This is a genomic window from Exiguobacterium sp. SH31 (assembly GCF_001816105.1).
GTDB classification, from domain to species: domain Bacteria; phylum Bacillota; class Bacilli; order Exiguobacteriales; family Exiguobacteriaceae; genus Exiguobacterium; species Exiguobacterium aurantiacum_A.
Genome location: NZ_LYTG01000060.1, coordinates 1 through 24,357, shown reverse-complemented (window position 1 = coordinate 24,357; position 24,357 = coordinate 1). Strand labels below are relative to the sequence as shown.

The 24,357-nt window shown below is 51.3% G+C and carries 24 protein-coding genes; 4 read left to right on the top strand and 20 right to left on the bottom strand.

Annotated elements, in window-relative coordinates:
* Positions 1-71: 71 nt before the first annotated feature.
* Positions 72-1,517, top strand: coding sequence for a DEAD/DEAH box helicase (locus A6395_RS08730; protein WP_071398703.1), 1,446 nt, complete (start codon positions 72-74; stop codon positions 1,515-1,517).
* A 408-nt stretch (positions 1,518-1,925) separates the two neighbouring features.
* Here A6395_RS08730 and A6395_RS08725 read toward each other — a convergent pair whose 3' ends face one another.
* Positions 1,926-3,119 (bottom strand): DUF4317 domain-containing protein, encoded by a 1,194-nt coding sequence (locus A6395_RS08725; protein ID WP_071398702.1) that lies wholly within the window; start codon positions 3,117-3,119, stop codon positions 1,926-1,928.
* 255 nt (positions 3,120-3,374) lie between these two features.
* On the opposite strand from A6395_RS08725, the gene A6395_RS08720 reads away from it, so the two are divergent.
* Entirely contained in the window at positions 3,375-4,007 is a 633-nt protein-coding gene (locus A6395_RS08720; RefSeq protein ID WP_071398701.1) for an HNH endonuclease family protein, read from the top strand.
* A gap of 18 nt (positions 4,008-4,025) precedes the next feature.
* Positions 4,026-4,268, top strand: coding sequence for a hypothetical protein (locus tag A6395_RS08715; RefSeq protein WP_071398700.1), 243 nt, complete (start codon positions 4,026-4,028; stop codon positions 4,266-4,268).
* A 33-nt stretch (positions 4,269-4,301) separates the two neighbouring features.
* Here the strand turns inward: A6395_RS08715 and A6395_RS08710 are convergent, their stop codons facing one another.
* The gene (locus tag A6395_RS08710) at positions 4,302-4,772 is read right to left on the bottom strand and encodes a peptide-methionine (S)-S-oxide reductase (RefSeq protein WP_071398718.1); all 471 of its coding nucleotides are present in this window, start codon (positions 4,770-4,772) and stop codon (positions 4,302-4,304) included.
* A gap of 56 nt (positions 4,773-4,828) precedes the next feature.
* Here A6395_RS08710 and A6395_RS08705 point away from each other — a divergent pair, with 56 nt between their 5' ends.
* Positions 4,829-5,119, top strand: coding sequence for a hypothetical protein (locus tag A6395_RS08705; protein ID WP_071398699.1), 291 nt, complete (start codon positions 4,829-4,831; stop codon positions 5,117-5,119).
* Between the two features lie 125 nt (positions 5,120-5,244).
* On the opposite strand, the gene A6395_RS08700 is transcribed toward A6395_RS08705, so the two are convergent.
* The 18 genes from A6395_RS08700 to A6395_RS08620 all read right to left on the bottom strand — a co-directional run bounded on the left by A6395_RS08700 (position 5,245) and on the right by A6395_RS08620 (position 24,249).
* Positions 5,245-6,135 carry a hypothetical protein gene (locus A6395_RS08700; RefSeq protein ID WP_252100529.1) on the bottom strand — a complete coding sequence of 297 codons (891 nt, stop codon included), beginning with the start codon at positions 6,133-6,135 and terminating at the stop codon, positions 5,245-5,247.
* Positions 6,136-6,165: 30 nt separating this feature from the next.
* Positions 6,166-7,617, bottom strand: coding sequence for an MBOAT family O-acyltransferase (locus A6395_RS08695; protein ID WP_071398698.1), 1,452 nt, complete (start codon positions 7,615-7,617; stop codon positions 6,166-6,168).
* Between the two features lie 68 nt (positions 7,618-7,685).
* Positions 7,686-9,092, bottom strand: a complete 1,407-nt coding sequence (locus A6395_RS08690) for an AMP-binding protein (RefSeq protein ID WP_084813014.1) — start codon at positions 9,090-9,092, stop codon at positions 7,686-7,688.
* Positions 9,089-9,334 (bottom strand): acyl carrier protein, encoded by a 246-nt coding sequence (locus tag A6395_RS08685; RefSeq protein ID WP_071398697.1) that lies wholly within the window; start codon positions 9,332-9,334, stop codon positions 9,089-9,091. Before A6395_RS08685 ends, A6395_RS08690 begins: the two co-directional genes overlap by 4 nt.
* A gap of 197 nt (positions 9,335-9,531) precedes the next feature.
* Complete coding sequence (locus A6395_RS08680; protein ID WP_071398696.1) at positions 9,532-10,485, bottom strand: hypothetical protein; 954 nt, start codon at positions 10,483-10,485, stop codon at positions 9,532-9,534.
* Positions 10,486-10,723: 238 nt separating this feature from the next.
* The gene (locus A6395_RS15890; RefSeq protein WP_131441345.1) at positions 10,724-11,062 is read right to left on the bottom strand and encodes a hypothetical protein; all 339 of its coding nucleotides are present in this window, start codon (positions 11,060-11,062) and stop codon (positions 10,724-10,726) included.
* Positions 11,063-11,229: 167 nt separating this feature from the next.
* Positions 11,230-11,709 carry a 23S rRNA (pseudouridine(1915)-N(3))-methyltransferase RlmH gene (gene rlmH, locus A6395_RS08675; protein ID WP_016509065.1) on the bottom strand — a complete coding sequence of 160 codons (480 nt, stop codon included), beginning with the start codon at positions 11,707-11,709 and terminating at the stop codon, positions 11,230-11,232.
* Between the two features lie 83 nt (positions 11,710-11,792).
* Complete coding sequence (locus tag A6395_RS08670; protein ID WP_071398695.1) at positions 11,793-11,954, bottom strand: CxxH/CxxC protein; 162 nt, start codon at positions 11,952-11,954, stop codon at positions 11,793-11,795.
* Positions 11,955-11,991: 37 nt separating this feature from the next.
* A complete protein-coding gene (locus tag A6395_RS08665; RefSeq protein ID WP_071398694.1) occupies positions 11,992-13,260 on the bottom strand; it encodes a S1C family serine protease in 1,269 nt (422 codons plus the stop codon).
* A gap of 49 nt (positions 13,261-13,309) precedes the next feature.
* Positions 13,310-14,101, bottom strand: a complete 792-nt coding sequence (locus A6395_RS08660; protein ID WP_071398693.1) for an MBL fold metallo-hydrolase — start codon at positions 14,099-14,101, stop codon at positions 13,310-13,312.
* A gap of 13 nt (positions 14,102-14,114) precedes the next feature.
* Positions 14,115-14,939, bottom strand: coding sequence for a two-component system regulatory protein YycI (locus A6395_RS08655; RefSeq protein ID WP_071398692.1), 825 nt, complete (start codon positions 14,937-14,939; stop codon positions 14,115-14,117).
* Entirely contained in the window at positions 14,926-16,311 is a 1,386-nt protein-coding gene (gene yycH, locus A6395_RS08650; RefSeq protein ID WP_071398691.1) for a two-component system activity regulator YycH, read from the bottom strand. The genes A6395_RS08655 and yycH overlap by 14 nt, the downstream gene beginning before the upstream one ends.
* Complete coding sequence (walK, locus tag A6395_RS08645) at positions 16,311-18,152, bottom strand: cell wall metabolism sensor histidine kinase WalK (protein ID WP_071398690.1); 1,842 nt, start codon at positions 18,150-18,152, stop codon at positions 16,311-16,313. Before walK ends, yycH begins: the two co-directional genes overlap by 1 nt.
* A gap of 3 nt (positions 18,153-18,155) precedes the next feature.
* Entirely contained in the window at positions 18,156-18,866 is a 711-nt protein-coding gene (yycF, locus tag A6395_RS08640) for a response regulator YycF (RefSeq protein ID WP_070329347.1), read from the bottom strand.
* A gap of 118 nt (positions 18,867-18,984) precedes the next feature.
* Positions 18,985-20,274: an adenylosuccinate synthase gene (locus tag A6395_RS08635; RefSeq protein WP_071398689.1), complete on the bottom strand. Its 1,290-nt coding sequence runs from the start codon at positions 20,272-20,274 to the stop codon at positions 18,985-18,987.
* Between the two features lie 173 nt (positions 20,275-20,447).
* A complete protein-coding gene (gene dnaB, locus A6395_RS08630; RefSeq protein ID WP_070329345.1) occupies positions 20,448-21,800 on the bottom strand; it encodes a replicative DNA helicase in 1,353 nt (450 codons plus the stop codon).
* Positions 21,801-21,817: 17 nt separating this feature from the next.
* On the bottom strand, positions 21,818-22,261 hold the full coding sequence (gene rplI, locus A6395_RS08625; RefSeq protein ID WP_070329344.1) for a 50S ribosomal protein L9: 444 nt from the start codon (positions 22,259-22,261) through the stop codon (positions 21,818-21,820).
* Entirely contained in the window at positions 22,258-24,249 is a 1,992-nt protein-coding gene (locus A6395_RS08620) for a DHH family phosphoesterase (RefSeq protein ID WP_071398688.1), read from the bottom strand. The genes rplI and A6395_RS08620 overlap by 4 nt, the downstream gene beginning before the upstream one ends.
* Positions 24,250-24,357: the final 108 nt, after the last annotated feature.

The window sequence follows — 24,357 nt, the reverse complement described above, 5'->3', positions numbered from 1 at the left end:
TGAGACGTAATCCAAATTGCTAATGAAAATTTCTACAACAGAAGTTTCTTACACGAAAACGAGGTAAACATATGAATCAACCAAACTTTGCGGACTACCGCTTAAGTGAAGACATCCAACGCGCACTCGGTATCATGAAGTACGTGGCACCGACAGAAGTGCAACAGAAAGTCATCCCGCTCGCACTCGAGCACCAAGATCTAGTCGTCAAAGCACAGACCGGGAGCGGCAAGACGGCCGCATTCGGCATTCCTATCACTGAAATGATCGAGTGGGAAGAAAACAAACCACAAGTGTTAATTCTCACACCGACACGCGAGCTCGCCGTCCAAGTCCGGGAAGACATGACGAACATCGGCCGCTTCAAACGAATCAAGGCGACTGCCGTTTACGGGAAAGAACCGTTCTCAAAACAACGTGAAGACTTGAAACAGAAGACGCATATCGTCGTCGGGACACCGGGACGTGTCATGGACCATATCGAACGTGAAACGCTCGTCTTGGACCAAATCAAGTACTTGATCATCGATGAGGCAGACGAGATGTTGAACCGCGGCTTCCTCGCCGACGTCGAAGCCATCATTCAAAAGCTACCGACTGATCGCGTCACGATGGTGTTCTCGGCCACGTTCCCGAATGACATCGAGCGTCTGTGCAAACAACACATGAACGAGCCGACCCGCATCTCGATCGAGTCTGCTGGCGTCACGGCCTCGACGATCGAGCACGGCTTGATCGAAGTCCGCAATGAAGACAAGTTGTCGGTGTTACAAGACATCACTGTCGTCGAAAATCCTGACAGCTGCCTCATCTTCTGCCGGACGAAAGAACATGTCGACACCGTGTACAGCGAGCTCGACAAGGCCGGCTATTCTTGCGAACGGCTCCATGGCGGACTCGAGCAAGAAGACCGGTTCGCCGTCATGGAAGGGTTCAAGACGGGCAACTTCCGTTATCTCGTCGCGACAGACGTCGCAGCACGCGGCATCGATATCGATAACGTCAATCTCGTCATCAACTATGACGTGCCGATGGAAAAAGAGAGCTACGTACACCGGACCGGACGGACAGGCCGTGCCGGTAACAAAGGGAAAGCTCTTACGCTCGCGACTCCTTATGAAGGTAAATTCGTTCGCGCCATCGAAGCGTTCATCAAGTTCGAGATCCCGATGATGGACGCCCCAACCGAAGCACAAGTCGCTCGCGGCAAAGCGGCGTTCGAAGAGAAGTTGAGCGGTCGACGCGTCGTCCGTAACAACAAGACGGCCCGCATCAACCAAGACATCCTGAAGCTTCACTTCAGCGGCGGGAAGAAGAAAAAACTTCGTGCCATCGACTTCGTCGGCACGATCGCCAAAATCCCAGGTGTGACAGTCGAAGACATCGGCATCATCACGATCACCGATCAGATGACGTACGTCGACATCTTGAACGGGAAAGGCTCACTCGTCCTTCAGGCGATGGAGTCGACACCGATCAAAGGCAAAAAGCTAAAAGTGAGTAAAGCACATAAATAACCAATCCAGGTCTCGGAGAGTTTGATCTCTCCGAGCCTTTTTTATGTTTTGACCACGTTATCGAAAGCGCTTTCGAAAAACAGTAAAAAAATAGCGGTTTCGAGAGAACGCTTTCAACAGAATCATACCGATAACACGTCTTGAATTCAACCTTCCTCACCTAATTGTCAAAAAAAGGCTCAGGCAATGTCGCCTGAACCTTCATCTCTCACTCTAAAAATTTCAATTCCGCATTGTTTCGTGCACGATATCCGGTCACTTCTACCTTGCATACAGAGCACAGCCAGCGTACGAATCACCGTTCACCATTTCCCGTGAAATACATAACATCGTAAAGAGAACAATCGCTGCGAGCACATGCTCAATCAGCTCTGTCGGGTGCAACGGATTTCGTCCAGCCGAGATGAATTAGTCGAACAGTTCTTCCGAGATCAACTTGAATCCTTCGATTTCCGTGTCCTCTTCTAATTCGATTAACAGACATCGTTTGCCTTTCACGTTCACTTGCTTCACGTATTTCAAATCTTGCGGGCTGATCGTGATATTCGCGACTTTCGTGTTGATTTTAATCGACTTCGACGTATACTTCGGGACGACGCTGCTCGCCTTCATCTCGTATTTCGTGTCATCGACGACTTGTTTGAACGCCTGCTCGACTTTCTCCGTCGTCACGTCCTCGACGCCACTCGCTTTCAAGACGACCTCGACCGCTCGTGCGTCAAGCATCGGGACCGTCTCGTCCTCGTCCTCACGCTCTTCTTCCGCGACGATCAAATAATTGATCTCTTCATAGACGGTGGCGAGCGTCGCCAAGTTGACTTCCTCCCCGATAACGGCTTTGACGACTTCTTCGAACATCGCTTTCTCTTCGACCGCCGTCACGATCTCGGTGCCATTCAACACGTTCTCGATAAAACCGAAGTCCGGTTGGTGCGCCTTCTGGGCCGCATACAAGACATGGTTGACGTCGGCCGCGTTGTCCGTGAAACACGGGAACAAGAAACCGCCGACGGGTGCGTCGAGTTTGATGATGGGATTAATGAAGACGTTCGATTTGTACTCACGTTCGATAAAGTCGAACACGAGCGACTGTTTCGGCAGTTCGGTCTGGTTGATGCTGCCGAGGATGAACCGCGACGTGTAAACCTCGTCGCGCATATCGATTTCCGTCTCTTCAGAATGACGCCGCGTCGGTTTATTGTATTGGAAGCGAATGAACGTGACGACGACATCTTTTTCGAACGGAGCGTCTTGAACCATCTTCAACGCGACTTTCTGCATCGAAGCGGCCCAGTCCTCTGTGTCATCCGTTTGCAATCCTTTGTACAATAGCGTCTGCGTATGGTCGGTCTGACCCGCTTCCGGGGTCCGGAACTTCACTTCAAACAGCTTCTCGTCGAGCTTACCGCCGAGTACTTTCTTGAAACTCGTCAAAAATAGCTCCTGATGCTCTTGCTCCAAAAACGGGAACGACCGCATCTCTTCGTGGAAGATCTCGTTGCTGTCTTGCCGGATGTAAATATTATAAATTTCAGCGATTTTGACCGCTTCCGCATTCAACTTGAAATGCTTGCGGATTGCCGCGATGTCTTTTTGATTCATCTGTTCCAACTCCTTCGTTCTTGACTACAAACCGACTTCATTATACCAATAGTTGTTGCTCACGCGTATGTCAGTAGTTCTAAAGCCGGGACGTCTGATGTCATGTCTCATGTCCCTGACCTCAACTTTTCTAATCTTTTGATTCATTTTCGTAAATTTCAATCTTTTTGCCGACTTTGCCGTGTATATTCGATGTGCATCCGGAAAATGAGGGTGCGAGTCGTACAGTCGTCATACATAATAGGAGGCACAAACATGTTGAAAAAATGCATCAGTTCTTTGTTCGCCATCGTCTTAGTCGTCACGACGCTTCACTTAACCACTCCGACCGCCTCGGCGCTCCCGCCGGGTATCCCGTCGAAGTCGAGCGCTCTCACGAAGTTGAACGCGTTGACGGTCAAGACTGAAGGTGCGATGACCGGCTATAGCCGCGACTTATTTCCCCATTGGAGCGGTCAAGGCAATGGTTGTGACACCCGTCAAATCGTCTTGAAACGCGACGCGGACTCATACGTCGGCGACTGCCCGGTCACGTCAGGGTCATGGTACAGTTACTACGATGGGCTCACATTCACGTCGCCATCTAGCCTCGACGTCGACCACGTCGTACCTTTGGCTGAAGCATGGCGTTCAGGCGCAAACAGCTGGACGACGACGAAACGCCAAAGTTTCGCCAACGATTTAACTGGCCCGCAACTGATTGCCGTCTCAGCTAGCTCGAACCGCTCAAAAGGTGACCAAGATCCATCAACATGGCAACCGACACGGACCGGGGCTCGTTGTGCTTACGCGAAGATGTGGGTCGAGACGAAGAGCCGTTGGGGACTAAGCCTCCAGTCATCGGAGAAAGCGGCCCTGCAAACTGCCATCAACGCTTGCATTTACTGATTCAGAAAGGAGTCCGCTATGCATCAACATTCCTCTACATTCAAAGCCTCACATGGCGTTATGACTGAAGAAGTCGGCGTTATTAGCGGGGAGCTCGAACTGAAGACGACGTGCCAAGAAGACGGCACGCTCGAACTCGCCATCACGTATGTCGGGGCGTCCGAGTGGTATACATTGCCCGGGAAAGACTATAAGCTACACGACGTACGTGACCATGACGTCGTGCATCAGTTGCTCGTCAACGTGCTCACACGCGATTAACGAAACAGAGCCGACACAACGCTGTGTCGGCTCTTATTTGTATTTATCGAGCAACGTTTGCGGGATATGGCAATAATCGTCCGGACAGCGTTCTAACCGGTCTTGATGCTCGTCCGCACTCCGTACATAGTTCGTGAGCGGCAACACCTCGAGTGCAATCCGGTCGACATCACGCCGTCTGTGGATAAACGCACGGGCCGCATCCACATGCCGAAGATCCTCGCTGTAGACACCGGTCCGATACTTCTCCCCGACGTCCTCGCCTTGACGATTGACGCTATACAGATCGATGATTTCAAACAAGTAATCCATCAATTCATCGATCGTAACGACTTCTGGGTCAAACGTTGTTTTGACGCATTCGGCGTATCCATCATAGTCCTCATCAAGCGTGTTCGTCGTCCCATTGGCACGTCCGGCTTCTGTTTCAATGACACCGGGTAACGTCTTGATGAACGCCTGGACGCCCCACAGGCAGCCACCTGCTAAATAAACGGTTTCGATAAGTCTCACTCCTTGTCTGTCAGGTTTAGGAATTTCTCTCTATACTATCGTTATACATGATTATATCCAAAAAGGAGCACCATTTTGAAAAAATCAGACTCGCTCTTCTTCTATCTGCAGCACTCCATTTGGTTTACGCTGTCGCCACGTTCGGAATCGGCTTCATTCGCACGCTCAATTACGAACCGGATATCATCGCCGAGACGGATAACGTCACCATGCTTCAAAACGAGGTGGCCATCGGGACGACCGGTTCGCCATTTATTTACGTCTTCACATGGATTGGCCTTGCCCTCATCCTGGCGATTGGACTGCTGACGGTTCAACGCATCCGCCAAACGCGTTAAACAGGAACGTGGATGGCCTTCTTCAAAGATTCTGAGGGCAACACGCATGCGTTGATGAGCGAGGTCCACGCTTGATACGTGACCACATAAAAAGGAAATCTACGCTGCGGTAGATTTCCTTTTTTTCATAGATAGCCGAGTCGCTTCAAGTCTCCATAGACGAGAGAGGACAAGAGCGCCCGTCCCTTCCCGTTCAAATGATCGGGGTTATGGAAGTAGTCTCGCTGATTCACGAATCGTTCATCCCTCATATAGTTCAAGAACGGGACGTCCAGCTCGAGCGATTGCAGATGCTGATAGACGAGTCGATCCATGACCGCCTCATCAAAGTACGCGTGATATGAGGCGTGCACCGGCTCCATCGCCAAGACGACGCGAAAACCTTGCGCCTCGCTATACTCGACAATCTCTTGGAGCCGCTTCATATTATGTTCGATGTCACGATTCTCCACGGCTTGCTTATACTGCGCTTCGACCATCTCGTATTTCCGTTCTGAATAGTTCTTACCGTTATTCACCCACGGTTTGTGAGACTCCCAGCGAAAGTCTCGAATTTCTCGCGACAGCGCCGTATAGACGCTCCCGCTGTTCAACGCGGGAATCGACGTATACGTATAGTAGTCGAACGTGCTGACCGGTTCGATGTCTTCCCGGTCCAATACCTGAAAATAGTTTTCTTTCCGACCGATCTCCGCGTTGCTGAACGTGATTTGCGAGAGCGAGACGATGACGACCCCACCCGGACGCAGATGCTCGTCGAACTGCTTCAACATCTTCAAATCGTATTCAATCGTTTGGCTCGGTAGCGCCAAATCGAGATGCGACAGGCCGAGCGGCTTGAACGCATAGCCGAACATCGCGTGCGACGTCCCCAAGTTGATGATATCTAAAGGGGTCGGGTCTTCTTGAAACGCCAATATGCCGCGGTTGTTATTGTATGCCCACGACTCTTTGACAAAGTTGTTGAGCGGAATCAACAACAGGGCAACGATTCCGATGATCACCGCAATTTTCATCCATATACTTCTCATAGCCATTCCTTTCACTTAGAAACCACCGTAAATGAACCCTTCACTCGAAACACCGAACACAATTACCGAGACGATTACGAACAGTTGAATTGCCACGTTCGTAAAAGCCGAACGCCCGGCCAACCAGTCCCATGCCGAACCCTTCGTCCGTTCGATGTACTGAAACACGTGGACGGTCGTAAAGAAGAAGAGGAACACGAGTAAATCGAGCAACGAGAACAGTTCAAGGGCGTTCATCAGTTCCAGCGGCGCCCATGACGACGGCGTCACATACAGCCGGGCATGGTGAAACGCTTGCGCGACCGAGTCGGATACGAAAAAAACGCGCGAGAAACAAACTAACTGGAACGTGACCGCGATCTTCAACCATTTATGAAGCTCAGGCGTCCGGTCGAGTCGAATGAAGGATGCCATCTGTTCCCGCTGATGTTTCGTCGCATCTCCGAACACGCGGTACAGACCATGAATCAGCCCCCATAAGACGAAACTCCAAGCTGCCCCATGCCAGATGCCGCTCACCAAGAACGTGATGATGATGGCGACATAAATCTGATAGCGCTTCTTTTTCCCTTTGCATAAAGGGATAAAGATATAATCGCGGAGCCATGTCGAGAGCGAGATGTGCCATCTGTTCCAAAAGTCGGCGATCGATACCGCGAAGTGAGGCTGTCGGAAGTTCTCCGTCAACTTGATGCCGAATAACCGAGCGCTGCCGATGGCGATGTCGCTGCAGGCTGAAAAATCGGCGTACAATTGAATCGAAAACAACATCGTGCCGAGCACAATCTCTGAACCGGTCGGGTCTGGCTGACTGAACACACTTGCGACCATCGGCGCCAATCGGTCGGCGATGAGCGTCTTTTTAAAGAAGCCCCAAGCGATCCGCTTCATCCCGTAACTGACATGTTCATAATCGAACCGTTGCTCCGCCTTAAATTGAGGGAGTAATTTCTTGGCCCGCTCAATCGGCCCCGCCACTAACTGCGGGAAGAAAGCGAAGTAAATTGAGAAATAGCCGTAATGGCGCTCGGCCTTCAGTTTCCCGCGATACAAATCGACGAAATAACTGATCGCTTGGAATGTATAAAACGAAATCGCGAGCGGCAAGACGACGTCTCGATACGGGATCTCATAGTTCCAACCTAGCGATATGGCCATCGTGCGCAACGATTCGTTCACGAAGTTAAAGTATTTGAACCAGCCGAGGAACAGGACCAACATCGTAACGCCCATAAGCATGAGGCGTTTCTTCTGCCGTTTCTCGTCCTGGCGTTCAATCAGGAGTCCTGTGACATACGTAAAGGCGGTGCTCACAAGCAACAGTGGGATGAACTGGATACTGAGCGTGGCGTAAAACAAGTAGCTCGCCACGAGCAACAGGACCCATCTAAACCGATGCGGTACCATATAATACATCGCCATCAAGATGGCGAGAAAGAGTAAAAACTCGATTGAAATAAACGTCATAGCTTCACCTGATTATTCTAAACTTGTGTTGCGTTCAACAAAGGATTCTCTTGCACCAGCTTGTTGGTTCAGGTGGTGATGAGTTCTCGTTTCGGTAATGCAGAATAGAGCACTTTCCCGGATGCGTTCCGGGGAATCGCATCGATTCGTAAAATCGTGACGCCTCTTGGATGCATCATGCGCTTGATGACTCGTTTCACGGCGGCAATATCGTCATGCAGCGTGTACACGTACAGTTCATCATCTGTTCCCGTACACACACACTCATATCCACGCGCTCGTAGCAGGTCTTCGACTTCATCGAGGCTGATTCGATTGCCGTGCATCTTGATCATCCGCTTGATACGACCGACGATGAAGAAATAGCCGTCTTCATCCATATACGCCAAATCTCCCGTGTGCAGGACGCCCTCGTTCTCATCTTCGGTCGCAAGGTCAGATAACGTTTCGGCATAGCCGAGCGACACGTTGGCCCCTTCATACACCAATTCGCCGACGACGTGCGGTGTGGTGATCACTTCACCCGCTTCATTTCGAAGCGTCAATTCACCGCCAGGGATGGCGATGCCGATGCTGCCAGCCTTCTCACGATTCCGGTCCGGCGGTAGATACGACATGCGCGCCGTCGCTTCCGTTTGACCGTACATCATGAAAAATTGGATGCCTTTTCGTTCGCATATATCGGTAAAGGCACTTGCGAGAGACGGATTCAACTTCCCTCCGGCTTGCGTCAGTTTCGTCAAACTCGGCAGCTCCATCGTTTCGAATTTAAGCCGGTGTAACATCTCATAGACGAACGGGACGCCGCCGAACGTCGTGACGTGCTGGTCGCGGCACAACTGCCAAAATTCCTTCTGCATGATGGATGCATCCGTTACTACGACGGTCGCGCCAGACACAAGGTGGCTGTTAAGAATCGAGAGACCATACGAATAGTTCATCGGGAGCGTCGTGATGGGACGATCGTCTTCATTGATATCAAGATACGACACGATGGATGCCGCATTGCGGAAGACGTTATCGTAACTGAGTCGCACGAGCTTCGGACTGCCCATGCTACCGGACGTCGTCAACAAGAGCCCGAGCTCGTCATGAAGTTTGTGCTCAATCACGTGGGGACACTCGAATAGCGCATAGTCTCCGTATGCGTAAACCGTATCCATCTCCTGCGCTAATAAATCGTGATCCCGATTCGCCCAGATGTGCGTTGGTCGGTAGCGATCCATTAAGTTCTGCAGCTGTTCCGATTGAATCGCTGCATCTAACAGGAGCGGCACGATGTGTCCGCGGAGAAATCCGACATAGCCGAAAATTGACTCTTTATTGTTGGCACATAAACAAAAGACAAGCGTTCGATCACCGACCTCATCCGCGATTGAATCGGCCGCCTCCATCATCTCTGCGTAGGAGTACGCCCGATTCGCATAGATGGCGGTACGCTCTCCATACTGCTCAATCGCGTCGAAGCGCTTCATTGCCCGAAGTCCACACCCAAACGTTTCAATAAATCGATGCCAGATTGATACGTGTTGAACTCCGTGATTACATCGGCATCGAGATCGACGTCAAAGGCGTCCTCGAGCTCCGCGATCAATGTCATGTGGCCGATCGAATCCCACTCTTTTGTGTCACCAAGCTTCATTTCTTCGAGTGACGCGTCTGGCTCGACATCAAGTCCGTCGATGAATGCCGTTTTATATAATTCGATGTTTTTCATTGGATGAATTCTCCCCATTTTCTATAATTGATAATGATAATCATTTGCCATGTGATTCTATCATATTGCCTTTTGGACGGCAATAAGACTTCGGAGCATTGATGTTATTCATTGAAAAAACCGGTACCTAAATTTGGTTTCCGGTCTTCAATGTAAGACTTTTAGATTAGAGTGGATTGCAATCAGCGTCGCTTTTTTTAATCTCCTTGAATCACTTCAGCTAGTCTTATGACTTGAAGTTCTGTTTTCACTTCATTGATGGATGAAATCGTCTTTTTCGAACGCTCGGCCATTTCATCAGGAAGATCTTTAAGGCGTTCTCTTGAATCCGCAAGTTCTTTTTCAATTCGATTAAATTCATCTTGATCAATTTTCTTTTCGTTTTTTTCTTCTTTCCAGAATTGAAGTGTCTCGAAGGCTTTCCCGCTCGCATTTTTGACCTTTTGGTAAATAGAGATGGTATTGTTCGTCGCCATTACGACACCAGCAGATGATTCTAGTACTTCCCTCGCTTCAATCGTTGCCGTTCGAACGTCCTCAATTTGATATACAAGTTCCGTATCCAATTCGTGCTCCATTTCTAATAGTAATGCCGGATCATTCTCGGTTTGATATTTCTCATACAATTCACTAATCTGTTTGCGCGTCTCACCCATCTCTTGTTTGACACTCGACAAGTGCTCTAACCGGAATAGAAAGGCGTCTACTTCATTCAACGTGCTGTTGGCAGAACTTAAAGAGGAACTCATTTTACCTAACACCGGACTACTCACCACACTGTTGACTCCTGAGATTACAAGCGTCGCTGAATTGATATGTTCTAATACGTTACGGACAGGGACCATATTTTGCTCTAACCAATCTGCTTGTTGGACAAGCTGAGCTAAGTCTTTATCGTATTCCTTTAAATCATGAATAATTTTTGGGACTTCTCTTTCAATAGTTGTGACAGACTCTTCTTGCATATCGTCGACGCGTGATTGCATCTCCGCTTGAGCGATAGATCCGTCCGCATTCCTATTCATATTGAATTGACTGACAAAGTACCCGACTGTGCCGGATACAACTACAGATGATGCGATTGTAATTGGGATCAAATAGGTTTGAAAAAATGATGTTCGTCTGCCAGTTCGCTCTCTTTTCGATTCCATTATGAAAAGCTCCTCTACTAATATTTTTATAAAAATTACCATTTTATGATTATTTTTATCTATATTGTAAATCCGAAACTAAATATCAACAATCCTTTTTAAGATTAGACTCACAAAAAAAGCGACTAGAACTATTCTCTCGTCGCTGTCTGCAGGAGACTTAATAAACTAACTCTGCTTGTTTGTAAGTTCCACTAATTAGACGAACCGGCTTATGATGTGGAATAATTTTTCACTTTTAAAAAGACCACCTGTGATCTTCTGGTAAACAGTCATCACACAGCAGTTTTCCTTCGAAAGTTGCTCCATTACACAACTGTAACAACGGATTATCTTTTTCTCTGTCTGTTGTCCAACGTCCACAAGTTGAGCATTGTACACAATTCATTGAAACTGGATTCAAGACAACCGTGGAGCAACTTTCCCATTCTACATTCACTTCCTTCGCTCCGATTTTGATTGTTTGGGCGTGACACAACTCGTTTGTGACTTGATCAATCATCCCAAAATCTTTATGTACTTCTGTTTCTTCTATTTCGACCAAGAAAGATACATTGATTAAAACTGTTTTTTTCAAAGTTAAGTCTCCTTTCAGATATTCAATGCCTCAGAGTTTTAATTAGAAGGTATCTTTTGCTAAAGTTTCTCTTCAACAAGATTACCATTCGGCAATGGCGAAGATTCACCTACAAAAAGCGTCAAAACCGGTGAATGGCTCTGACGCTTCAATCATTTTTTATGTGATTACTTATGATACGGTTCATTCCGGTTAATCCGGTACGCCCGATAAATTTGCTCACACAAGACGAGCTTCATCAATTGATGCGGAAACGTCATCTTCGAAAATGAGATCGTATCATCCGAACGCTTCATGACGTCATCCGATAAGCCGAGTGACCCACCAATGACGAAGGCGATTTTGCTCTTGCCGTACGTTGCCAACTTGTCGAGCTCGCGGGCGAACTCTTCACTCGTCCGTTGCTTGGCATCGATGGCGAGAGCGATAACGTGCGTGTCCGGACTGATTTTCGCCAAAATCCGCTCGCCTTCTTTTTGTTTTACTAGAAACATGTCGGCTTCACTCAAATGTTCGGGCGCTTTCTCGTCCGCAACCTCGATTTCATGCACTTTCGCGTATGCCGACAGGCGCTTCGTGTACTCCGCAATTCCTAGTTTCAAATATTTTTCTTTTAATTTGCCGACCGTGATAATTGAAATATTCATCCAATTCTTCCTTTTTCCACAGTTTTTTCGGAGTTATCCATAGGGTTATCCACAGAGTTATCCACAAATCCACATGTTGACAATCATTTTTTGCTTGACACAACATATGTTGCGTCGGCGTCACAGAACTCACATTTGACTTGTCCACTTGTGGATAGTTCTTCGAGTAACGGGTACTCCCCCGTCTCATCGACAATGATGTCTAAAGCGATTTCAACATGTTCCTTGCATACTTTTTTTTCCACAAATTTTCCTCCTTAAAAAAGAAGCGTCGCCGCTCCTTTACGTTGCTTCTGTTAATGTGGCCTCGGTCGTTTCTGCCTTGCCTCGCCGTGTATATTCGATGACGATGTTATCTCCGACCGAAGCGTCTCGGTACAAAGCGTCACGTAAATCGACGTAGCGTTTAATCTCACGGTCGCCGATCTTCGTGATGACGTCCCCGACGCGAAGCCCTGCTTGTTCGGCCGGACTACCGGGTGTGATCGCTTCGATGAACACACCGTCCTCTTTGTCAAAACTGATGCCGTATTCTTCCCGGACGTTGCCCGGGACGGCGATGACTTCTTGGATCGTGACACCGAGCTGAGCCCGTGTCACCCGTCCGTCACGCTCGAGCATGTCGATGACCGGTAGCGCCACGTTGACCGGGATCGAGAAGCCGACCCCTTCGACGCTCGCTTCGGCGATCTTCATCGAGTTGATGCCGACGAGCTCACCGCGGATGTTGATGAGTGCCCCGCCCGAGTTGCCGGGATTGATGGCGGCGTCGGTCTGGATGACTTCGGCATTATAGTCCATGAGACCGTCCGCGTTCGTATCGACCGGCACGGTCCGTTCGACACCACTGACGATACCACGCGTGACCGAGTTTGAAAAGACGCCGAGCGGGTTGCCAATCGCCATCACGGTCTCGCCGGCCTGTAGCACCGTCGAATCGCCGAGCACGATCGGATTGACGTCGATATTCTCCGGAAGTTTCACGGAGGCGACCGCCAAGTCGTTGAGCGGGTCTTCTCCTAAAATCGTGGCCGGGGCGACTTGCCCATCGGCGAAAGCGACGTTGATCTCGTCCGCTTCCTCGATGACGTGGAAGTTCGTGACGATGTACGCCGTATCCCCGTCGACTTTATACACGACGCCAGAACCCGCACCAGCCTCCCATTGCGAGTCCGAGGTGAAGGCGCGCTGGATGTTCGTGATGCTGACGACGGACGTCTTCGCGCCTGTGACGGCGGCCGTGATGTCCGATTCCGTGACGGTGACGGCTTGCTCGGTACGGACCAGCTCGTTTGTAACAAAACGAGAGGTCGGCGAATCCCAGAGCATCATCGCGAAAAAGAATAACGCCGCTCCTAAGAATCCGCCAACCCCTCCGAGTAATAACGGTTTTACATTCAGCCGTGGCTTATGGCGCACGTGTTCCTCTTGCTTCGGACGCCACTCGCTTCGGGATGGAAAAGTCGATGGTGAATCGTTCATTGATGTTGCTTCGTGCTCTAAAGGTTCGACGTCTTGAGGTTCATACTCATGGTGTCTCTCTTCGTTCACGACGCGCCCCCCCTTCAGGACAGTGTTACCTGTCTTTTCCCAAGTTCGCTTATAAAGAAACGAGCGGACATGGGATTAATGGGTCGGTGTCATGCAATTTGATGCGTCCGAGATCGACGTCACGCATGCCGAGCGTCTGTGCGACGCTCATCTGCGCGAGTTCTTTCATATTGTTGTCTTTACTGAGGTGGGCCAAAAAGATCCGTTTCGTCCGCTCACCGATGACCTCGCTCATCGCGATGGCGGCGTCTTCGTTCGAGACGTGGCCATAGTCCCCGAGGATACGCCGTTTGACGCTCCACGGGTACCGTCCCATCTGCAGCATCGAGACATCATGGTTCGACTCAAAGATGAAGTCGTCCGCGCCGCGGATGAGCCCTTTCATCCGGTCCGAGACGTACCCGGTGTCTGTGATGTGGGCCAATCGCTTGCCGTCATGGGCGAACTGATAAAACATCGGGTCGGCCGCATCGTGGCTGACGTTGAACGACTCGATCTCGATGTCACCGAACTGTTTGATGTCACCGACCTCGAAATGGAACTTCAAGGCCGGATCGATCTTCCCGATTTTATCTTCCATCGCTGCCCACGTCTTCGCATTCGCATAGATCGGCAAGTTGTACTTCCGGGCGAGAATCCCGACTCCTTTAATATGGTCGGAGTGCTCATGTGTGACGAGCAGTGCGTCGATACCCTCGAACGACTGGCCGATGTCTGTGATGCGTTGCTGCATCGCCTTACCGGTCAATCCGGCGTCGACGAGCAATTTCGCACGGTCCGTCTCAATATAGAGCGCGTTACCGGTCGAACCGCTCGCGAGCACACTGTAGCGTAAAGTCACTCGATCACTCCTTTCAGTCTTCTAAATTAAATTCAACCCGTTCGACCGTCCCATCGATGGCATTGACGAAATACACGTTGTCGTCGATGGCGATCGACCAGAGCGGCGGCATGATGATCAAACTGCCGGAACTGTCGAGCGGTAAGCTATAAAACCCGGTGTTGATGGCGCGCATCTCTTGGTTCGGCTGGAAGTACTTCCGGGCCGCGAGTTGCGAGATCGCCTCGCTCGCCGTCAAGACGAGGTCGTCTTGCGATTTCGACGACAAGTTCGTCAAATGGCGCTGCTTGTAGTCCGTCACTTCGTAGTTTTCGTTCAATTGGAGCAATAACAGGGACGGACCGATATATGTCTCTGTGTCCGCCTCGATTTCCGGGTTCGAGAAAATCTTATTGTTTTCATACGTCTGAACGAACGCGAGTTGGCGCGTCTCTTGGTCAAACCGCCAGTAGGCGTACTCAGATCCGAACGGCACGTACTCGGTGACGAACGTCGACGACGTCGTCCGCAAGTCGTTCTCGTCGAGCGGGACGGCTTGTTTGAGCTCGACTTCAAGCTGCATGTTGTCGAGCGTCGTCGCTAGTTGTACTTCACGATTTTTCGTGATCATCGACGCCGACATCTGCTCAGACGAGCCGGTCAAATAACCGATATCCCGTCCCATCCGTGGCAATTTCGATGCGTCGACGTCACGTTGGTCCAAGATTTGGGCGATTGACGTGTTGTCGCTCGTCACAACCTCGGTCGCCCACGTTTCCGTCAAGAGCTGGAACAACAGGTAGATGTTCAGCGCGAGGAAGGCGAATATTAAAATCGTTTTCGCTTTACTCCAATCCACGGTACATCATCCTCTCTGTCCAATCTTCCGGCTTGTCGTAAGGGATCCATCTCCCGGCTTCACGGACGAACCAATTCGGAGAGAACGTGACGTAACGACTCGCGTCTTCATTGTATTCAATCTCATAACCGAGACGAATCTCGGTCACGTTTTCGAACCGATCTGCGTTGACGAGCGTATCGATGACGTCTTGCCCGTCCGCAAGCTGTGTCGTCCCGACCGAGATCAACCGGTCGATTTCGAGATGGTGACGCGTGATGGACCGGACTTGCGCCCCGTCGTTTTCAACGCGCAGTGTGGATAAGTCGATCGCATCGTTGTTGATAAACGCATCACGCTGGCTAAAGACAGGGTGCCCTTTCACGTGAAACCGAAACACGGTCGTCTCAAAGCCTTTGTTCGCTGGTGTGATCGCATCGAAACGAAGGGACAGACCTTGACTCTCTGACGTCTCATCGACCCAGCCGCCATGAAAGTTGACGAAGTCGACGATCGTATCAAGCCCGATTGCCGACTCGCGCTCGGTGCTATTACGTGACAAGTTGCGATAGCGGCTCGCGTTCAACGTCGCGTCATACTCGGCGACGCTGATCCCGTTCGTGAGTGCGCCGACCGAACTCGCCGGATCGACTTCTTGAACGTTCGGGTCCCCGGGGAAGAACGTATCGCGCATCCAATCAAGGCGTGCCGAGATTTGGATTTGTGAGACGTCATACGCGAACAGCTCGTTCATCTCAGGCCCGACGACCGGGATATAGTTGACCCGCTCGTCCGTGTACGTGACCCGTTGCATCGCGCGGTTCGAATCTTTTAAGAACACACTATTGACGTCCCCTTGTCCGGCTTTAGAGAGCCGACCTTCCCACAGCGACTGATCGCTCATGATCGCCCGGACTTTCCAGACGTTGTCGTCCATGAAGATGAGCGCCCGTTGCGGTACTTTCCCTGACAGGCTGTAAGACCCGGGCAGAATGTAACTGAGCGTGTCCGCATAGTATGGTTCCGGTAAAATCAGTTCAACTGCCTCGTTGACACCTGCATACAAGCTCGGTACGTTTTTGGCGGCGAGCGGTTTAAACTCGTTCGCCTCGAACGCGTCGCGGATGACCCGAGCGATTTGCTTCGGCGTGTTCTTCGTCGCAAAGACAGCGTTGTTCTCGTGGACGACCGTCTGGGTTGGCACGATAATTTGCCTCGCCTGACGTTGCAGCGACTCGTCCACCGTCGCCACTTGGGTCTCGGATTGGACCGATTGATACTTCGGATGGTAATCCCAAAGGATGACCGTTTGGACGATGGACGTGACGATCAAGGTAAGCAAGACGAGCGATTTCACCAGCTCTGGCTTCGCCCAGAAACGTTTTCGTCCCATCAGTCATTCACCTCCACGATCGTATCGAACGGGATGGTGAAGTAAATCGTCGTCCCACGTCCAAACTCGCTCTCCGCCCAAATGTCGCCACCGTGGGCTGAAACGACTTCCTTGGCAATCGACAGACCGAGTCCGGTCCCGCCGATATTTCGCGCTCGGGCCTTGTCGACCCGATAGAACCGTTCAAAGATTTTCTTCAAGTTCGACTTCGGAATCCCGACACCTTCATCTTTGATGCCGATGACGAGACGTTTCGCCCTTAGCATCGTCCGGAACGTGATCGTCCCGCCTTCTGGCGAGAACTTGACCGCATTCGTGATGATGTTGTCAATCACTTGGGTCATCTTATCTTGATCGGCGTGCACGTAGACGCGACGCTTCATGAGCTTCCGGCGGAACTGGATCGTTTCGCCTTTCGTCATCTCATGGCGCTCGATGATATCGTTGAAGAACTGGATGAAGTCGAACTTCACTTTTTGCATCGTATACTCTTTACTGTCCATCTTCGAGAGCTGGAGTAAGTCGTTGACGAGACGAATCATCCGTTCGGTCTCGTTTTGGGTCGTCTCTAGGAACCGTGGTGCGAGTTCATCGTCTTTGTACGCGCCTTCGGCGAGCACTTCGAGATAGCTCCGCATCGTCGTGAGCGGCGTCCGCAGCTCGTGGCTGACGTTGGCGACGAACTCACGGCGGTCTTGTTCGACTTGCTCTTGCTCGGTCACGTCGTGCAAGACGACGATGAGACCAGTGATCGGACCGCTATGTTTTTGAATTGGTGAGAAGTAGGCGCGGACGAGGAACAGTTCTTCGTCCGTACTGAGATCGATCAATTTCGCCGGCATCGTCCCGTCTTCCGGGATGACGATCTCATCGTCAAACTCGAGCAGGCTCTGCAGATTCGATCCCATCGCCTCTTCTTCGGCGACACCAATCATATCGCGAGCCTGATCGTTCATCAGGATGACCCGGAGCGAACGGTCGGTCGCGACGACACCGTCCGACATGTTCTCTAATACACTTGTCAACCGGCGTCGTTCCGCCTCGGTCGTCGCGTTCGCTTCCATCAGTTCATCGGTCAGTTCGTTAAAGGCGTAAGCGAGTTGCCCGACCTCATCGTCGGAATAGACTTTAACTTTCCGCGAGAAGTTTCCTTTTCGCATCTCGACGGCTTGACGACGCATGTCCGCAATCGGCCGCGTGATCGTCCGTGACAGCAAAATTCCGAGGATGGACGTGATGATCAAGGCGATGAGCGTACCGGTCGCAAGGATCCTTGTCACTTGCTCCATCTGGTTGTAAATCGATTGCATCGACGCCTCGATATAGATCATCCCGGTCGTCGTCCCATCGACCTCGGATTTGATCGGGACGGCGACGACGCGCATCCGCTCGTTCGAGTCTTCATAGACGAGCGTCTCTTGCGCACCGCTTGTCGCGAACGATTTTTGAATGAATGAACTCGCCGTCCGTTGTCCGACGAGGCTTTGGTTATTTTGGTTCGAAGTCGCCCGGACGACACTGTTCGTGTCGATAATTTGGACTTCGCGAATATCGTCAGCTAGCGTCGTGCTCTCCGTAAACTCAGACAGCAGTTGATCCAGTACCTGGTTCAACTGCTGATCAGTAGTCGAGTCACCGCCGTTCGATGCGATCCCTTCACTGACGTTGTAGCTCAGAAGGTTGGCCCGATCGACGAGCGACTGCGAGAAGTTGTTGATGTATTGTCGTTCGAGGGAGCGTACGAAGTACACTCCGATGACTTGCATCGCAACAAGGATGAGCAGCGCATAGATGACGACGAGCTTCCACTGGATAGATTTAAAGAAGTTCGTCCGTTTCATCGTTTAGTCTTCTTCTCCCGCTTTTAAATAGTACCCGACACCGCGGCGCGTAATAATATACGTCGGCGTGCTCGGGCTGTCTTCGACCTTCTCCCGCAAACGACGAACCGTCACGTCGACCGTACGCACGTCTCCGAAGTAGTCGTAACCCCATACCGTCTGGAGCAAATGCTCGCGCGTCATCACTTGGCCGATGTTTTGGGCCAGGTAATGGATGAGCTCGAATTCACGGTGCGTCAGTTCGATTTTCTCTTCGCGTTTCGTGACCATGTATGAATCCGGATGAATCGTCAAGTCACCGATCACGATATCGTTCGCGTTGGCGCCTTTCGCTTCGACAGCCGGTGCCGTCGCGTGACGACGCATGTTCGCTTTGACGCGGGCTAAGAGCTCGCGTGAGCTGAACGGCTTCGTGACGTAGTCGTCGGCGCCGAGTTCGAGGCCGAGTACTTTGTCGATTTCTGAGTCTTTCGCCGTCAACATGATGATCGGCATATCATACTTCTTACGCACTTCACGACACACTTCCATGCCGTCTTTGAGCGGGAGCATGATGTCGAGCAAGATCAAATCAGGTTTGACCTCTTCGACTTTCACGAGTGCCTCTTCCCCGTCATAAGCGACGTGGACGACATAGCCCTCTTTTTCAAGTTTAAACTTCAATATATCAGCGATTGGTTGTTCGTCATCTACCACTAAAATCGTACGATCCATTCAGTGAGTCCTCCTCTATCGTTAAACGTACACGTCCTATTGTAACTCTTTTTCAATGGGTTAGAAAGCGTGGTCCATTTCCACGGAAATGAAAAAAGAGCCGCGAGGGCTCTTAGTCTTATGCTTCGTAGATGTCACGCAAGATGACTGTCTGTTCACGCGCCGGTCCGACCGAGAACGTCAACAGTTCGATGCCCGTCAACGCTTCGATCCGTTTGACGTAGCGCTGTGCGTTCACCGGCAAGTCTTCGAACCTGCGGACCCCTGTGATGTCTTCCGTCCAGCCCGGGAGCTCTTCAAACACCGGCTCACACTTCTCGAGGACGCGGAAGTTCGGCGGGTACTCATCGAGGAGCTTGCCTTCGTACTCGTACGCCGTACAAATTTTAAGCGTCTCAAGACCTGTCAACACGTCGATCGAGTTGAGGCACAGGTCGGTGATGCCGCTGACACGACGCGAGTGGCGGACGACGACCGAGTCGAACCAACCGACACGGCGCGGACGTCCTGTCGTCGTACCATACTCCTTACCGACTTCACGGATCGTGTGACCAATTTCGTCATCGAGCTGAGTCGGGAATGGGCCGTCTCCGACGCGTGACGTGTACGCTTTACAGACGCCGACGACGTGGTCGATCTTCGAAGGTCCGATTCCGGCACCGCTCGATACCCCGCCTGACGCCGCGTTCGACGATGTGACGAACGGGTACGTCCCGTGATCGATGTCTAACAGCACACCTTGTGCGCCTTCGAATAGGATTTTCTGTTCTTCGTCGAGCGCATCGTTCAACACGACCGATGTATCACACACGTACTTGGCAAACTGTTGGCCGTACGCATAGTATTCTTCAAAGATATCATCGAACTCGACCGCGTCGACTTCGTACATCTTGACGAACATCCGGTTTTTGATTGCGAGGACCGTCTTCAGTTTCTCGGCGAACACTTCCTTGTCGAGCAGGTCAGCAATCCGGATCCCGATCCGTGCCGCTTTGTCCATGTAACAAGGGCCGATTCCTTTGAGTGTCGTCCCGACTTTCGCGTCCCCTTTCGCATCTTCTTCAAGCTTGTCTTGAAGCTGGTGATACGGCAAGATGACGTGGGCCCGGTTTGAGATGCGGAGGTTGTCCGTGCTCACGCCGCGCTCATGTAAGTATGCAAGCTCTGTAATGAGTGACTTCGGGTTGACGACCATCCCGTTCCCGATGACACATGTCTTGTCCGAATAGAAGATCCCCGATGGAATCAAGTGAAGTTTATACTTCGTATCATTGAAGACGATCGTATGACCAGCGTTGTCTCCCCCTTGATAACGCGCGACGACGTCGGCTTGTTTAGACAAGAAATCGGTGATCTTCCCTTTTCCTTCATCGCCCCACTGCGTTCCCACTACGACTACTGATGACATAATGAATCCTCCTTGTAGATAAACGTTCTGTTCAAACCATTGGTAAGTGTACACTTGCCACTTCAGAAAGTCAACCTAATACCGAACGATAATTTTATGTATTACCCTTTCGTTCGTTATTGACTCGCATTCAATTACTATTTCCCCGATTCCACAAAAAAACACCACCGATCTCACATCGGTGGTGCGAAAGCTTGCGTCTCCATGTTGACGAACTTGTTGTACTCTTTCCGGAACGAGAGTTTGACCGTCCCGGTCGGACCGTTACGCTGTTTGGCGATGATGATCTCGATCGTGTTGGCATCTTCACTCTCTTTATCGTAATAGTCGTCCCGGTACAAGAAGGCGACGATATCGGCATCTTGCTCGATCGCTCCGGATTCCCGGATATCCGACATCATCGGCCGTTTGTCTTGACGGCTCTCTACGCCACGCGAGAGCTGCGACAAGGCGATGACCGGTACTTGGAGTTCCCGGGCGATCGCTTTGAGCGTACGCGAGATCTCAGAGACTTCTTGTTGCCGGTTCTCGCCCGGCTTGCCGGTCCCGACAATGAGCTGCAAGTAGTCGATCATGATCATGCCGAGACCGTACTCTTGCTTCAAGCGGCGGCATTTGGCCCGAATCTCGTTGACGCGAAGACCTGGTGTATCGTCGATAAAGATACCGGCCTGTGATAACGACGACATCGCGAGCGATAGCCGTCCCCAGTCCTCAGACTCGAGTCGTCCGGTCCGCAGACGCTGCGCGTCGATATTGCCTTCCGCACAGAGCATCCGCATGACGAGTTGTTCGGCACCCATCTCAAGACTAAAGATGGCGACGTTCTCGCCCGTACGAACCGCGACGTTTTGCGAGATGTTGAGGGCGAAGGCCGTCTTCCCGACAGAAGGACGGGCAGCCACGATGATGAGGTCGTTACGCTGGAACCCGGCCGTCATCTTGTCGAGGTCACTAAAGCCGGTCGCGATCCCCGTGATCTCACCGCTCGATTGATGCAGCTTCTCGATCGTCGAATAGGCATCCGACAAAACCGAACCGATCGAATGGAAACTCGATTGGCCTTTCCGTTGCGAAACTTTTAAAATGTTTCGCTCGGCATCAGATAGGACCGCATCGACTTCGTCTTGACGCTCGTATCCGTCCGAGACGATATTCGTCGCCGTCCGGATGAGACGCCGGAGCGCCGCCTTTTGATCGACGACGTTCAAATAGTACCCGATGTTCCCGATGGCAGGAACCGCCTCGGCGATTTCGGCCAAGTAGTTCAATCCACCGATCTCATCGAGGATTCCTTGTGATTGGAGCTCCGAACTGAGCGTGACCAAGTCGACGAGTTCCCCGCGGTCGTTGATCTTCAGCATCGCTTCGAAGATCCGTTGATGGCTGACACGATAAAAGTCGTCCGGGTCGACTCGTTCCGAGGCCGTTATCAGCCGGTCAGAATCGAGAATAACTGCCCCAAGGACGGCTTGTTCCGCCTCAACGCTATGTGGCGGAGTATTGACTTGAATCGCATCACTCATTCGTTTCTACCTCGCCTTCAAGCTTCTTGAACATGTACGTTTAACAGTGCCGTGACGTCATGGTGCAACTTCACGGGCACTTTTGTGAAACCGAGCGCTTTGATCGGATGTTCAAGTTCGATTTTACGCTTATCGATCTTGTAGCCCATCCCTTTGAGCGCTTCACCGATCTGTTTGCTTGTTACCGAGCCGAAGACACGGCCGCCTTCGCCTGATTTCGTCTTGACGACGATTGTCTCTTTTTCAAGCTTGTCTTTCAACTGTTGCGCGGCTTTCAGCTCTTCTTCGGCTGCTTCCTCGGCACGGCGTTCTTTCGCTTGAAACGCCTTCAAGTTGCCTGGTGTCGCCTCGACTGCCAAGTTTTGCTTGAAGAGCACGTTTTTTGCGTAAGCATCGGCGACGTTTTTCACGTCCCCTGCCTGTCCTTGACCTTTAACATCTACTTTTAAAATGACTTTCATTCCGATTCCTCTCCCTCGTTTTCATCTGTCGTGTAATGATCGATCGCTTCTTTTAACAGCTGCTTCGCCTCGTCGCGACCCACGTTCAACTGCGTGGCCGCGTTCGTCAAGTGGCCGCCTCCGTCGAGCATCTCCATGATGACTTGAACGTTGACGTCACCGAGCGAACGGGCACTGATCCCGGTCCGACCGTCTGGCAAGATGGCGATGACGAACGACGCCTTGACGCCTTCCATGTTCAGGAGTTGGTCCGCCGATTGGGCGATCAACACTTGATGATGGGCTTCGTCGTCTGAAGCGACCGCGATTGCCATACCGCCTGCATAAATGTCGGTATTCTCTAGAATATGCGACTGTTCGATATAAGAATCGAGGTCTTGCCGCATGAAATGTTGGACGAGCACGGTGTCCGCTCCTTGAATCCGGAGGAAGGAAGCGGCATCAAACGTCCGCGACCCGGTCCGGAGCGTGAACCCTTTCGTATCGACCATGATTCCGGCAAGGAGCGACGTCGCCTCTAAAATCGACAGTTTGCGGGTACCCGCTTGATATTCGATCAACTCTGTCACGAGTTCACACGTCGACGACGCGTAAGGTTCCATGTAGACGAGCACCGGGTCCTCGATAAACTCTTCGCCGCGACGATGATGGTCGATGACAACGACTCGTTCGGCCCGGTCTAAAAGATCCCGTGAAATGACGAGTGAGGGACGATGCGTGTCGACGATGACGAGAAGTGTCTGGTCATCGATGAGCGGTTGCGCCTCAAACTCCGTCAAAAAGCGGCTGTACAAGTCTTCATCATTCTCGACTTCATGGACGAGCCGTTGAATCCCGACACTCGTCTCGCCGGCCGGGATGACGACGTACGCCTCACGACCGACAAACTCAGCGAGCTTCATGATTCCAATCGATGCGCCGAGCGAATCCATGTCCGGGTTTTTATGTCCCATGATGAGGACACGGCTCGACTCTCGAATCAAATCACGCATCGAGTTCGAGATGACGCGGGCACGTACCCGCGTCCGTTTCTCGGTCGGATTCGTCTTGCCGCCGAAGAAGCGGACTTTTCCGTTATGACGTTTGACGACGACTTGGTCACCACCGCGTCCGAGCCCTAAATCGAGGCTCGATTGGGACAAGTTTCCGAGTTCGGTCAGCGTCGTCTCGCCGCAGCCGATACCGATCGAGAGCGTGAGCGGAATTTTATGTTCCTTCGTCGCTTCCCGTACCTCATCAAGAATCGAGAAGCGATTGTTCTCGAGTTCCGAGAGCGTTCGTTCGTTCATGACGAGGAAAAACCGGTCGGCAGCCGTCCGCCGCATATAAATGTGATATTTTTGCGCCCACTGGTTCAAGAGAACGGTCACACGGCGATTGATTTCGCTGCGGACCTGTTCATCGACGGCAGTCGACATCTCATCGTAGTTGTCTAAGTAGAGGACGCCGATCACTGTCTGCGTTTCAGAGTACTTCTGTTCAATCTCCGCCTCGTCCGTCATATCGAACAAGTACAGCGTTTGATATTCCTTATTGTACAGGACACGGTATACACGGTCCCCGACTTCAATCGTCGCCTCGTCCTCTTCCTCCTCGATCAACTCCGTAAAGGCCGAATGAATCGAGTCGATCGAGATGCCCAGTTCCATCTCAAGTTCAAAGATGAGTCGGGACTGTTCATTGAACCAACTGATGCGCCGGGTCTCATCGAATATGAGAATCCCGATCGGCATACTCGTGAGCGCTTCTTTGCCGACATCCTCAATCCGATGTGAGAGCGAGTGGACATAACGTTCCCACGCTCTGCGTTCTCGCCGGATCGTCACTTGCTGATACGTGAAGAAGATCAGCGTGCCCACGAACAGGGTGATTGCCGCCACAATGCTGTAGAACGCCAATCCTAACGAAACGAGCATTCCAATCACATACGGAATCGCGTAACGTGCGTATTGGTTCTTCACTGATGTTATTGCTTCACCACTGTGCATGTGTGCCTCCTAAAATGAGTGCCAAGCACTCATGATGTCTAAATGGTTTCTGCTCTATCATACCATATCTGCCGGTTTCACTTACACTCCTACGTGGAGACAGAAAAC

Bases quoted from the DNA above. Each gene is read 5' to 3' on its own strand.
- A6395_RS08705 (WP_071398699.1), top strand. From the start codon at position 4,829: ATGATTATATCCAAAAAGGAGCACCATTTTGAAAAAATCAGACTCGCT.
- A6395_RS08685 (WP_071398697.1), bottom strand. From the start codon at position 9,334: ATGAAAAACATCGAATTATATAAAACGGCATTCATCGACGGACTTGAT.
- A6395_RS08690 (WP_084813014.1), bottom strand. From the start codon at position 9,092: ATGAAGCGCTTCGACGCGATTGAGCAGTATGGAGAGCGTACCGCCATC.
- A6395_RS08620 (WP_071398688.1), bottom strand. From the start codon at position 24,249: ATGCACAGTGGTGAAGCAATAACATCAGTGAAGAACCAATACGCACGT.
- yycF (WP_070329347.1), bottom strand. From the start codon at position 18,866: ATGGATCGTACGATTTTAGTGGTAGATGACGAACAACCAATCGCTGAT.
- A6395_RS08730 (WP_071398703.1), top strand. From the start codon at position 72: ATGAATCAACCAAACTTTGCGGACTACCGCTTAAGTGAAGACATCCAA.
- A6395_RS08725 (WP_071398702.1), bottom strand. From the start codon at position 3,119: ATGAATCAAAAAGACATCGCGGCAATCCGCAAGCATTTCAAGTTGAAT.
- A6395_RS08680 (WP_071398696.1), bottom strand. From the start codon at position 10,485: ATGGAATCGAAAAGAGAGCGAACTGGCAGACGAACATCATTTTTTCAA.
- dnaB (WP_070329345.1), bottom strand. From the start codon at position 21,800: ATGAGTGATGCGATTCAAGTCAATACTCCGCCACATAGCGTTGAGGCG.
- A6395_RS08635 (WP_071398689.1), bottom strand. From the start codon at position 20,274: ATGTCATCAGTAGTCGTAGTGGGAACGCAGTGGGGCGATGAAGGAAAA.
- A6395_RS08695 (WP_071398698.1), bottom strand. From the start codon at position 7,617: ATGACGTTTATTTCAATCGAGTTTTTACTCTTTCTCGCCATCTTGATG.
- A6395_RS08715 (WP_071398700.1), top strand. From the start codon at position 4,026: ATGCATCAACATTCCTCTACATTCAAAGCCTCACATGGCGTTATGACT.
- yycH (WP_071398691.1), bottom strand. From the start codon at position 16,311: ATGGGACGAAAACGTTTCTGGGCGAAGCCAGAGCTGGTGAAATCGCTC.
- rplI (WP_070329344.1), bottom strand. From the start codon at position 22,261: ATGAAAGTCATTTTAAAAGTAGATGTTAAAGGTCAAGGACAGGCAGGG.
- rlmH (WP_016509065.1), bottom strand. From the start codon at position 11,709: ATGAATATTTCAATTATCACGGTCGGCAAATTAAAAGAAAAATATTTG.
- A6395_RS08700 (WP_252100529.1), bottom strand. From the start codon at position 6,135: ATGAAAATTGCGGTGATCATCGGAATCGTTGCCCTGTTGTTGATTCCG.
- walK (WP_071398690.1), bottom strand. From the start codon at position 18,152: ATGAAACGGACGAACTTCTTTAAATCTATCCAGTGGAAGCTCGTCGTC.
- A6395_RS08720 (WP_071398701.1), top strand. From the start codon at position 3,375: ATGTTGAAAAAATGCATCAGTTCTTTGTTCGCCATCGTCTTAGTCGTC.